This window comes from Streptomyces fuscigenes, assembly GCF_021556455.1.
GTDB lineage: Bacteria > Actinomycetota > Actinomycetes > Streptomycetales > Streptomycetaceae > Streptomyces > Streptomyces fuscigenes.
Genome location: NZ_JAKGCV010000169.1, coordinates 1 through 11,209, shown reverse-complemented (window position 1 = coordinate 11,209; position 11,209 = coordinate 1). Strand labels below are relative to the sequence as shown.

At 74.5% G+C, this 11,209-nt stretch carries 9 protein-coding genes and 1 pseudogene; 3 read left to right on the top strand and 7 right to left on the bottom strand.

Annotated elements, in window-relative coordinates:
• Positions 1–600: 600 nt before the first annotated feature.
• Both L1885_RS15490 and ptsP read left to right on the top strand, forming a co-directional pair.
• Positions 601–1,050 carry a PTS sugar transporter subunit IIA gene (locus L1885_RS15490; RefSeq protein WP_235797697.1) on the top strand — a complete coding sequence of 150 codons (450 nt, stop codon included), beginning with the start codon at positions 601–603 and terminating at the stop codon, positions 1,048–1,050.
• A gap of 75 nt (positions 1,051–1,125) precedes the next feature.
• Positions 1,126–2,805: a phosphoenolpyruvate--protein phosphotransferase gene (gene ptsP, locus L1885_RS15485; RefSeq protein WP_235797696.1), complete on the top strand. Its 1,680-nt coding sequence runs from the start codon at positions 1,126–1,128 to the stop codon at positions 2,803–2,805.
• A 177-nt stretch (positions 2,806–2,982) separates the two neighbouring features.
• Here the strand turns inward: ptsP and L1885_RS15480 are convergent, their stop codons facing one another.
• Together L1885_RS15480 and L1885_RS15475 are read right to left on the bottom strand one after the other, a co-directional pair.
• Entirely contained in the window at positions 2,983–3,903 is a 921-nt protein-coding gene (locus tag L1885_RS15480) for a DUF8829 domain-containing protein (RefSeq protein WP_235797695.1), read from the bottom strand.
• A 153-nt stretch (positions 3,904–4,056) separates the two neighbouring features.
• Positions 4,057–6,132 carry an acetoacetate--CoA ligase gene (locus tag L1885_RS15475; protein ID WP_372481952.1) on the bottom strand — a complete coding sequence of 692 codons (2,076 nt, stop codon included), beginning with the start codon at positions 6,130–6,132 and terminating at the stop codon, positions 4,057–4,059.
• Positions 6,133–6,310: 178 nt separating this feature from the next.
• On the opposite strand from L1885_RS15475, the gene L1885_RS15470 reads away from it, so the two are divergent.
• Complete coding sequence (locus tag L1885_RS15470) at positions 6,311–8,659, top strand: glycoside hydrolase family 31 protein (RefSeq protein WP_235797694.1); 2,349 nt, start codon at positions 6,311–6,313, stop codon at positions 8,657–8,659.
• Between the two features lie 77 nt (positions 8,660–8,736).
• Here the strand turns inward: L1885_RS15470 and L1885_RS15465 are convergent, their stop codons facing one another.
• The 5 genes and pseudogenes from L1885_RS15465 to L1885_RS15445 all read right to left on the bottom strand — a co-directional run.
• Positions 8,737–9,282 carry an NUDIX domain-containing protein gene (locus L1885_RS15465; protein WP_235797693.1) on the bottom strand — a complete coding sequence of 182 codons (546 nt, stop codon included), beginning with the start codon at positions 9,280–9,282 and terminating at the stop codon, positions 8,737–8,739.
• Entirely contained in the window at positions 9,269–9,778 is a 510-nt protein-coding gene (locus L1885_RS15460; protein WP_235797698.1) for a GTP-binding protein, read from the bottom strand. Before L1885_RS15460 ends, L1885_RS15465 begins: the two co-directional genes overlap by 14 nt.
• Before the next feature lie 166 nt (positions 9,779–9,944).
• Positions 9,945–10,340, bottom strand: coding sequence for a DUF742 domain-containing protein (locus tag L1885_RS15455; protein ID WP_235797692.1), 396 nt, complete (start codon positions 10,338–10,340; stop codon positions 9,945–9,947).
• Positions 10,341–10,350: 10 nt separating this feature from the next.
• Positions 10,351–10,791 (bottom strand): roadblock/LC7 domain-containing protein, encoded by a 441-nt coding sequence (locus L1885_RS15450; protein WP_235797691.1) that lies wholly within the window; start codon positions 10,789–10,791, stop codon positions 10,351–10,353.
• Positions 10,788–11,209 (bottom strand): annotated as a pseudogene (locus tag L1885_RS15445) (histidine kinase); the annotation flags it as partial. The pseudogene L1885_RS15445 and the gene L1885_RS15450, both read right to left, overlap by 4 nt.

Here is an 11,209-nt window from a genome sequence, read left to right as displayed (position 1 = left end):
CGTGAATGCTTTCCCCGTCATCGGGGTCACACCACGAGAGCGGGACCACGGGAAGGAATAATCCCCGCGGTCCACAGCGTCCTCGCTGTGTTGTGTTACTACAAAGGAACCTCGTCCACCGAAACCATCCGACCCCACAAGGAGGCCAGATCGTCCGGCTTTAATGGACGGGGTATCAACATATCTGGCGTTGACTTTTAGCACGCTGTTGAGTTCTCAAGGAACGGACGCTTTCTTCGGATTCCCTTCCGGGTTTCCTCCGGGCGTTCCCTTCGGTGTTTCCAAACTCTATCAGGCTTTTTCGTCTTCCCTGACCACCGCCCCGCAAACATGCGGAAGGGGGCCCGGTTCGGGCGATACTGCGAGAGAGAGATCCGCCAGCCGCCTTCTCACGGAGCGAAGTCGCTCCGCCGTTCCGGTGCCGGGCAGGGGTGTGACAGTACAGCCGCCCGCTCAGCGCAGGCAAATCGATGATCCACTCCCGTGCCCGCCCGCACATACGGAAGCGTCCCTAACCATGACTTAGGCTCTGAACAGCACGCCGTCCTACTACTCACAGTGACGGCGGATCCGTTCTCACTCCGCCCACTGGGAGGTCCCATGACCGTCGTGTCAGCCCCTCTGCCCGGTACCGCCATCGGCCTCGCCGCCGTTCCGGACCCCGTCTTCGCGGGTGCCATGGTCGGGCCCGGCACCGCCATCGACCCGGTGCGCGAACCCGGCGTGGCCGTCTCCCCCGTGGACGGCATCGTCGTGTCCCTGCATCCGCACGCGTTCGTCGTCGTGGACGCGGAGGGCCACGGCGTGCTCACGCACCTCGGCATCGACACCGTGCAGCTCAACGGCGAGGGCTTCGAGCTGCTCGTGAACAAGGGCGACACGGTCACGCGCGGCCAGGGCGTCGTGCGCTGGGACCCCGCGGGCGTCGAGAAGGCGGGCAAGTCGCCGATCTGTCCCGTCGTGGCGCTCGAGGCGACCCCCGACTCCCTGGGCGACCTGGTCGAGTCCGGCGAGGTCGCGGGCGGCGACACCCTTTTCGCCTGGCAGTGATCCGGTCACCCCGGCCGCTGCTGTACAGCTCATCAATCGCGATGCGGGGGCCATCGCACAATCGGAGACGGTGACATGGAGACAACGCTGCGCGGCGTCGGTGTGAGCCACGGAGTGGCCATCGGCGAAGTCCGGCACATGGGGACCGCGGTGCTCGAACCGCCCGCCAAGCAGGTGCCGGCGGAGGAGGCCGAGCGCGAGCAGGGGCGCGCCCGGCAGGCCGTCGAGGCGGTCGGGGCCGACCTGAACGCGCGGGGCAACCTGGCCGGGGGCGAGGCGCAGGCGGTGCTCGAGGCGCAGGCCATGATGGCGCAGGACCCCGAGCTCATCGCGGACGTCGAGCGGCGCATCGCCGTGGGCAGCAGCGCCGAGCGCGCTGTCTACGACGCGTTCGCCGCCTACCGCGCGTTGCTCGCGGGTGCGGGCGAGTACCTGGCGGGCCGGGTCGCCGACCTGGACGACGTGCGGAACCGTATCGTCGCCCGGCTGCTGGGCGTTCCGATGCCGGGGGTGCCCGACAGCGACGAGCCGTACGTCCTGGTCGCGCGGGATCTCGCGCCGGCCGACACGGCACTGCTCGACCCCGCGCTGGTGCTGGGCTTCGTCACCGAGGAGGGCGGGCCCACCAGCCACAGCGCGATCCTGGCCCGCGCGCTCGGCGTGCCCGCCGTGGTGGCGCTGGCCGGCGCGACGGACCTGGCCGAGGGTGCGTCGGTGGCGGTGGACGGCAGCACGGGCGAGGTGTTCGTCGAGCCTGACGCCGAGCAGCGGGCGCGCCTGGAGCAGCAGGCCGCGGAGCGCAAGGCCGCTCTCGGCTCGGTGACCGGCCCCGGGGCGACCTCGGACGGGCACAAGGTGCCGCTGCTCGCCAACATCGGCGGTCCCGCCGACGTGGCCGCCGCGGTGGAGGCCGGCGCCGAGGGCGTGGGCCTGTTCCGCACGGAGTTCCTCTTCCTGGACGACAGCGAGCGCGCGCCGTCCGAGGAGAAGCAGGTCGAGGCGTACCGGGCGGTGCTGGAGGCGTTCCCCGAGGGCCGGGTCGTGGTGCGGGTGCTGGACGCGGGGGCCGACAAGCCGCTGTCGTTCCTGACGCCGGCGGACGAGCCGAACCCCGCGCTGGGCGTGCGGGGGCTGCGGAGCCTCCTGGACCACCCCGAGGTGCTGCGGACCCAGCTGACCGCGCTGTCGAAGGCGGCCGAGGGGCTGCCGGTCTACCTCGACGTGATGGCCCCGATGGTGGCGGACCGTACGGACGCGAAGGCCTTCGCGGAGGCGTGCCGCGAGGCGGGGCTGCGGGCCAAGTTCGGTGCGATGGTGGAGATTCCGTCGGCCGCGCTGCGCGCGCGCTCCATCCTCCAGGAGGTCGAGTTCCTGTCGCTCGGGACCAACGACCTGGCGCAGTACACGTTCGCCGCGGACCGGCAGGTCGGCGCGGTGTCGCGGCTGCAGGACCCGTGGCATCCGGCGCTGCTCGACCTGGTGTCGCTGGCGGCCGAGAGCGCACGCGCCGAGGGCAAGAGCTGCGGCGTGTGCGGTGAGGCGGCGTCCGACCCGCTCCTCGCGTGCGTGCTCACCGGGCTCGGTGTGACGTCGCTGTCGATGGGCTCCGCGTCGATCCCCTACGTACGGGCGACGCTCGCGAAGCACACGCTGGCGCAGTGCGAGCGCGCGGCGGCGGCCGCGCGGGCCACCGACTCGGCGCAGGAGGCCAGGCAGGCCGCGCAGGCCGTGCTGTCGGGAGAGTCGCACGCGTAGGCGGGCGGCGGGCGCGTGCGCGCACGTCGCCGCCGGCCGGGGGCCGGGCACCGCGGGGCGGTGGCCGGCCCCTGCGCCGTGTGGCGGGAGGGACCGCGGGACGGTCCGGACGCCTGCCGCGGGACGGGCCCGCCAGGGGGCGGGGGCCACCCCGCGGGCGGCTGGCACGACGGTGCGTCAGTGGCCGAACTCCTCCTCGCCCGGGCCGAGGTCGAATCCGGCGCGGTAGTCGACACCCGGCTCGGGGCCGATGGGCTCCCCCGTCTCGGCGTCCGTGCAGTAGGCGTTGAAGACCTCGGCCGCCGAGAGCGGGAGGAGCCGGCCGCGGCTCAGGCGCCATCCGTGGAGCCGGTCGGGGACCGCGTCCGCGACGGTGCGCATGACGATGCCGGCGGGCGTGTCCAGGGCCACGGCGACCGCGAGGACCGTCGCGAACTCGGCGGCGGGCCCGTCGTCGAGGAGCGGCGGCCCGCCGGGCTGTTCGGCCCGCAGGACCCCGACGAGCGGGTCGTCCGCGGCGGGCGCGCTGCACACGAGCTGGTGGACGCCGGGGCCGGCGCGGTCGAGGAGCCGGCGCAGCAGTGCGGAGGCGTGGTCGAGGGCGGCCCGCCCGATGTCCTCGTCGCAGTGCGCGCAGGAGCCGAGGCCGGCGAGGATCGCCGTGGCGTACGCCTGCGTGGCCCTGCGGACGGCGGTGTCCACGAGCATGGGCAGCAGGATGCCGAGGGGTTCCCCGGTGTAGGGAACGACGGCGCCGCCGCCCGCCGCGATGTCCGCCGTCCAGCGGGCGCGCCGGGCCGGGCAGTCCGGGTCGCTGCCGGTGGCGGCGCAGTCCCACTCGTAGTCCTGCGGGTCGAACAGGGCGACGCGGGTGTGGAGTTCACGGGCGGCCAGCTGCTGCAGGACGCTGCCGGTGTGCCGGAGGTAGGTGGCGTGGTCGTCGAAGACGAACGTGCGGTACGCGCGCATCGCCGCGAAGTCCTCCTCGTCGGCCAGGAGGCCGACGGTGCTGGGGACCTCGCGGCGCAGCGCCCTGCGCAGGCCCCTCGCCGTGGGCCTGCCCCCGCCCGGTCCGTGGCGGTCGGTGTGAGCTGTCATGGACTCCCCCTGGTGTCGCGTGTCGCGTGGCCGTGGACGCGCGCCATCACACCGGTGACGTCGCACGTTCACTGTTTCACTCAGCGTAACGAGGGGGTCCGACATCGGGGGTGCCGCACGGTGGATGCCGCCCCCGGCGGCGCGGCGCGGGGGTCAGCCGCGGTCGCGCGCGAGGCGCTCGTAGAAGCGCAGGAGTTCCAGGTCGTCGACGGAGCCCGGGTTGACGGCCCGCTCCAGGGGAGTCCCCTGCAGCAGCCGTTTGACGGGGACCTCGATGCGCTTGCCGGTGAGGGTGTGCGGGACGGCGGGGACCTCGATGATGTCGTCGGGCACGTGCCGGGGCGACAGATCCGTCCTGATGGCCTGCTTGATACGGCCGGTGAGCGCGTCGTCGAGCACGGCGCCCTGCGCGAGGTGCACGAACAGCGGCATCCAGTAGCCGCCGTCGGGCTGTTCGAGGCCGACGACGAGGGCTTCGCGGATCTCGGGGAGGCGTTCGACGGCCTCGTAGATGTCGGCGGAGCCCATGCGGACGCCCTGCCGGTTGAGGGTGGAGTCGGAGCGGCCGTGGATGACGACGGATCCGCGGTCGGTGAGGGTGATCCAGTCGCCGTGCCGCCAGACGCCCGGGTAGGTGTCGAAGTAACTGTCGTGGTAGCGGCTGCCGTCGGGGTCGTTCCAGAAGCGGACCGGCATGGACGGCATGGGGTTGGTGACGACGAGTTCGCCGACCTCGCCGACGACGGGCCGCCCCTCGGCGTCCCAGGCCTGGAGGTCGGTGCCGAGGCCTGCGGCCTGCAGTTCGCCGATGTGGACGGGCAGGGTGGGCACGGCGCCCGCGAAGCAGCTGCAGACGTCCGTGCCGCCGCTGACCGACGCGATCCACAGGCCGCCGCCCGCGTCGGCGAACTCGTCGTGCAGCCAGCGGAAGCCGTCGGGCGGCAGCGGTGAGCCGGTCGTGGCCACGCAGGCGAGGCGGGAGAGGTCGTGGTCGCGGCCGGGGTGCACGCCGGCCTTGCGGCAGGCCATCACGTACGCGGCGGAGGTGCCGAAGAGCGTGGTGCCGGTGCGTTCCGCGACGTCCCACTGCGCGTCGGTGCCCGGGTGGGCGGGACTGCCGTCGTAGAGCACGACCGTGGCGCCGACGAGCAGGCCGGAGACGAGGAAGTTCCACATCATCCAGCCGGTGGAGGTGTACCAGAAGAACCGGTCGTCGGGGCCGAGGTCGCAGTGCAGGCCGAGCTGCTTGACGTGTTCGAGGAGGATGCCGCCCTGCGACTGGACGATGGCCTTGGGCAGTCCCGTCGTGCCGGAGGAGTAGAGGACCCACAGCGGGTGGTCGAAGGGGACCTCCTCGAAGACCGGTTCGGTCTCGCCGGCCACGAGGTCCGCCCAGTCGAGGGCGCCGTCGGGGGCGGGGGTGCCGAGGAGCGGTACGTGGACCACGGCGCGCAGCGTGGGCAGTTCCTCGCGGAGCTGCGCGACGACGTCCCGGCGGTCGTGCGTCCTGCCGCCGTAGCGGTAGCCGTCGACGGCGAACAGCACGACCGGTTCGACCTGCTGGAAGCGGTCGAGGACGCTGCGGGCGCCGAAGTCGGGGGCGCAGGAGGTCCACACCGCGCCGACGGCGGCGCTCGCGAGCAGCGCGACCACGGCCTGCGGGACGTTGGGGAGGTAGCCGCTGACGAGGTCGCCGGGGCGGACGCCGATCTCCCGCAGGTGGGCGGCGAGCCCGCCGACCTGGTGCCGCAGCTCCTGCCAGCTCGTCAGGGTCTGCTCCTGCGTCTCGTCGACGTGCAGGAGAGCGGGCAGGCCGGCGCGGCCCGGCTCCTCGCCGGTGCGCAGGGCGTGCGCCGCGTAGTTGAGGGTGGAGCCGGTGAACCATTGCGCGCCGGGCATCGTCCGATCGCCGAGGACCCGCTCGTAGGGGGTGGTGAAGCGGATGCCGAACCACTCGGCGACGGCACCCCAGAAGGTGTCGAGTGCGTCCACGGACCAGCGGTGCAGGGCCGGGTAGCCGCCGTCGGCCGGTGCTCCGTGGTGCTCGGCCGCCCATTCCTGGAAGCGGGTGACCTGCGCGGCGGCGACGCGCTCGGCGCTGGGCTGCCAGAGGGGGGCAGGGGTGGGTTCTGAGATCACGGTGCGGCTCCCGACCTGGCTCGACGCTGAGTGTGTGCGGGTGCGCGTGCCCGGGCGCACGCGGTCCACGGCTGACAGGGACGATGCCATGTGATCGTCTTTCGCACCAGGCTCGGCCGCGGTGCCCTGCCGCGCACGGCCCGCGCGGCCCCGGCGACGCTCCCGGAACGCACCCGGGGCCTTTTCGAAGGTGTACGGCTCGCAGCCCTGGGTGAACGGCAGTTGAACGCAGCACACGTGGCGCGCGACGGATGGCAGGCTGATCAGCATGGACGGTCGTGAGCTGGTGCGTTCGATGAGGGAGGCGGGCCCGGTGCCGTCACTGGCGGGCGCCCGCACGGCGTGGCGGCACCGGCGCACGGACGCGCGGGCGCTGCCGCCCCGCCTCGCCGAGCGTGCGCGGGTGCCGGGACGGGTGCGGGGGGCGGAACCGGGGCCGGGCGGCGGCACGGTGCGCTTCGCGCGGGCGGAGCTGCACATACGGGTGGCCGTGGGCGGCGCGGTCTTCTGGGGTTGGGACGGCGCACGGCCGGAGCCCTCGTACGCGCTGGCGGGGCCCGCGCCGGAGCCGGATCCGCGGGCCGTGCTCGAACCGGACACGGACGGCGGCTGGCGGGTGGTCTCGGAGCGGTTGACGGTGGCGGTGTCGCGCGAGGGCGGTGTGGAGGTGCGCACCCCGGGCGGTGTGACGCTTCGCCGGGACCTGCCGCCGCGCTGGTGGGAGGCCGCGGACGGGACGGGCGCGCGCTGGTCGCAGCGCTCGCAGGTCGCGGCGGACGCGCGGTTCTTCGGCCTGGGCGGCCGGGCGTCCGGGCTCCTCCTGCGCGACGGGGTGTACGGGCTGTGGAACGGTGCGCCCCGGCCGTCGGTCAAGCAGGACGCGGCCCGGCTGACGATGCCGGTGCAGTTGGTGGTCGCCGACGGCGGCACGCACCTGGCGTTCCACGACAACACGTGGGAGGGGCGGCTCACCCTGCGCGAGGGGCGGGAGGGCGCCGGCTCGGGGCACGACCGGCCGGGCACGAGCGAGCTGCGCGTGGAGGGCGGCCCGCTGCGCTGCTGGGTGATGGCGGGGACGCCGACGCGGGTCCTGCACTGCTGGACCCAGCTGACGGGAGCACCGGTGCCGCCGCCGGCCTGGGCGCTCGGGCCGCAGCTCGCGCACCGGGGGCCCGGCGGGGAGCGGGAGGTGCGCCGGGTGGTCGCCGGCTACCGGGAGCACGGCCTGCCGCCGGCGGCGGTGCACCTGGACGCCGGCCGCCCCGAGCGGCGCCGGGGCTCTGCCGTGGAGGGCGGGCGGTATTCCGATCTGCCCGCTCTGGCCGAGGAGTTGCGGGCCCAGGGGACCCGGCTGGTGTCGGTGGTGGAGCCGGCCGTACGGGTCGATCCCGGCGACCCGGTGTACGCGGCCGGTTCCGCGTCCGGCGCGTTCGTGCGCGATCCGGCGGGGCGCGAGGTGCGGGCGGCGGCCCGGGCCAGCCTCAGCGCGTACCCGGACTTCACGTCCCCGCCGGTGCGCGCGTGGTGGGGCGGGCTCTACGAGGAGTACCTCGCGCAGGGGTTCGGCGGGGTGTTCCACGAGGGGAACGAGCCCGCGACGCTCGCCCCGTTCGGCGGCCGGACGCTGCCCCGCTCGGCGCGCCACGCGCTGGAGGGCCGCGGCGGCGACCACCACGAGGCGCACAACGTGTACGGGCTGGCGATGGCGCGCGCCGGGTTCGAGGCGCTAGGCCGGCTGCGTCCGGACGAGCGGCCGTTCTCCTTCTCGCGGTCCGGCTGGGCCGGGATGCAGCGCTACGGCGGGACGTGGTGGGACGAGGACCCCGGCGGGTGGGAGGGGCTCCGGGCGGCGCTGGCGCTGGTGCTCGGCCTCGGGCTGAGCGGGGTGCCGTACTCGGGTCCGGACGTCGGCGGTTTCGGGAACGGTGAGCCGGACGAGCTCGTGCTGCGCCGCCTGCAACTGGCGGCGCACCTGCCGCTGCTGCGGCTGTGCGGGCCCTTCGTGGAGAGGCCGGGGCGGCCGTCCGGCGCGGGCGGGGAGGTGCTCGGACACGCGCGGACTGCGCTGGCGGAGCGGGAGCGGCTGATGCCGTACCTGGTGACGCTCGTGCAGCTGGCGGGCCTGACCGGCGCGCCGTGTGTGCGGCCCGTGTGGTGGAACCGGCCGCAGGACCGGGACCTGCGGGCGTGCGAGGACGCGTTCCTGCTCGGCGACGCGCTGCTGGTGGCGCCGGTGCTGGAGGAGGGCGCGCGGCGGCGCTTCGTACGGCTGCCGCGGGGGCGCTGGTACGACGTCGCGGACGAGCGCGCGTACGAGGGGCCGGGGCAGGTGCGGATCGCGGCGCCGCTCTCGCGCGTCCCGGTGCTGGCCCGCGCCGGGTCGGTGCTGCCGGTGCGGGACGAGCGCGGCGGCATCGCGCTCGAGGTGTGGGCGCCCGCGCCTGGCCGTACGGGGGGCGGCCTCGTGGTGCGGGACCCGGGGGACGGCTGGAAGGAACCCGCGACGGAGCGCTACGCGACGCGGCTGCAGGGCGGCGAGGTGCGGGTCGCGCGGGTGACCGAGGAGGGCGGCGAGCCGCCGCAGTGGCCGGTGCTGGTGCGCGGCGCGGGACGCTGAGGGCGGCGCCCCGCCGGTGCGCGGCGTGCGGGAGCGGGGCGTGGCGGCGCCCGGCTCCTCGGCGCCGCGCTCCCGCGTTATACGACGGGCGCCCCGTAGTGGCCGCCGAACCAGTTGCGGATCGCCGTCGTGTGCAGGGGGAAGGCGAGGTCGCACGCCTCGTGGAGGAGGTGGGTGCCCGAGGTCTCGGCGGTGGGCCGGGACGGGGGCAGCAGGTCGGCGCGGCGGGCCGGCAGCAGGCCGAACAGCAGCAGGTGGCCGCCGGGTGAGCTGAGCGCGTCGGCGAGGCGGACGTCCTCCTCGGCCGCCTCGATCCCGGTCTCCTCCATGAGTTCGCGCACGACGGCGTGCTGCCACGTCTCATGGGCCTCGATGAAGCCGCCGGGCAGGGCGAGGCCGCCGCGCTCGGGCTCGATGGTGCGGCGGATGGCGACGAGCGCCGAGCCCTGCTCGTCCGTGACGGGGAGCAGGGCGACGGCGACGGGCAGCGGGTTGCGGTACGCGGTGGTGCCGCACGCCTGGCAGGTGCGCGGCCAGCCGAGGCCCGTGGAGTAGGGGGTGCCGCAGCTCGCGCAGTGCGAGTCCGGCACCGGGGTCTTCGTGAACCTGTCAGGTGGGGGCATGCTCGCGTGGCCCGGCCGCCAGGGTCATGGCGTGTTCCACGACCGTCACCAGGACTTCCTTCACCGATTCTCGGTCGCGGGCGTCGCACATGACCAGCGGGACACCCGGATCGAGGTCGAGCGCGTCCCGTACCGTCTCGGCCGGGTAGCGATCGGCGCCGTCGAAGTGGTTGACGGCGACCGTGAAGGGGATGCGCCGCCGCTCGAAGTAGTCGACGGCCGCGAAGGAGTCCGCGAGACGGCGGGTGTCGGCGAGTACGACCGCGCCGAGCGCGCCCTGCGCGAGCTCGTCCCACAGGAACCAGAACCGGTCCTGGCCGGGAGTGCCGAAGAGGTAGAGCACCAGGTCGCCGCGGAGCGTGATGCGGCCGAAGTCCATGGCGACGGTGGTGGTGGTCTTGCGTTCGACGCCGTGCACGTCGTCCACCGGCCGCCCCGCCTCGGTCAGCATCTCCTCGGTGCGCAGCGGTCTGATCTCGCTCACCGCGCCGACCATCGTCGTCTTGCCCACCCCGAAGCCGCCGGCGACGAGGATCTTTAAAGTGACGGGGTGGATGCGGCGGACCTCCCCGCCCGTGGGGATGGCCGCCGCGCCCGGCCGGCGGGGGGCCGGTGCGTCGGAGCCGCCGGACGGGCCGGTGTGGCCGGCCCTGCCTGACGAGCTAGAGCGCCCGAAGGCCATTGATCACCTCGCGGAGAATGTTCACGTCCGGCAGCTCGGCCGGCGGAACGGGGCGGGATACGTGGACCAGTTCGTCCTCGACGAGGTCGCCGACGAGGACCCGGATCACCCCGACGGGCAGGTCCAGGCCCGAGGCGAGTTCTGCGATCGACTGGGGTGCCTCGACGCAGCGTTCGACGATGTCCAGATGTTCGGGCGAGAGGCTCCGGTCGAGGCCGGAGTCCTCGGCGGCCGGCTCCGGGACGACCAGGGCGATCAGGTCCATCCGGTGCTGGCCGTCGGTCTCGGTACGGCCGCGCGTCATCGCGTACGGCCGTACCACGGGCCCGGCCTCGCCGTCGTACCACGCGTGGGGGTCCTGACCAGTTTCCTTCATGCGCCGGTGCTCATCCCCCGGCGGGCAGGCCGGTGCGGGGGGCCGTCGCGAGGTGGGTGCCGACGCGCTTGACCATGAGCGTCATCTCGTAGGCCACCTGCCCGACGTCGGAGTCGGAGTCGGCGAGGACGGCCAGGCAGCTGCCGTCGCCGGCGGCGGTGACGAAGAGGAAGGCGCCGTCCAGCTCGACGACGGTCTGGCGGACCTGGCCGACGTCGAAGTGGCGGCCGACGCCCTTGGCGAGGCTGTGGAACCCGGACGCGACGGCGGCGAGGTGCTCGCCGTCCTCCCTGCTGAGGTCCTTGGACGCGCCGGTGGGGAGCCCGTCGCCGGAGAGCACCAGGGCCTTGCGAATGCTGGCCACGCGCTCCACCAGCTCGTCGAGGAGCCAGTCGAGTTCGCGTCCGCCTCCGGCTCGGGCGGCGCCTCGTGGTGTGTACGGTGCGGTCATCGACCGTTCCCCTCCGATGTCGTTCCTGGTGTTCCACCGGTCGGTCCCCCGGCACGGCCGGCGGACTCCTCGGCTTCGTTCTGACGGCGACCGCGCTGCCAGCCGTGCTGGAGCGAGGCCATCCGGGAGCGTACGGCTTCCGCGTCGCGTTCGGCGTCCCCGGGGTCCGGGCGACCGCTCGCGCCGGGCCGCTCGGCGGCGGCATCCCGCAGCTGCGGGGCGAGGTTGGCCTGCCGCACGCGGCGGGGCAGGCCGCCGGGGGTCTCCCCGCGCCAGGTGCGGGCAGCCCCGCCCGCCGTGTCGCGCAGCGTGCCGGCCGGCGGTGTCGGGCGGTCCGGGTGGGTCCTGCCGGGGTCCTGCTCGCGCCCCCTGCCCGGGTCCTCGTCCAGGCGCCTGCCCCGGTCGGCGACGAGCTTGG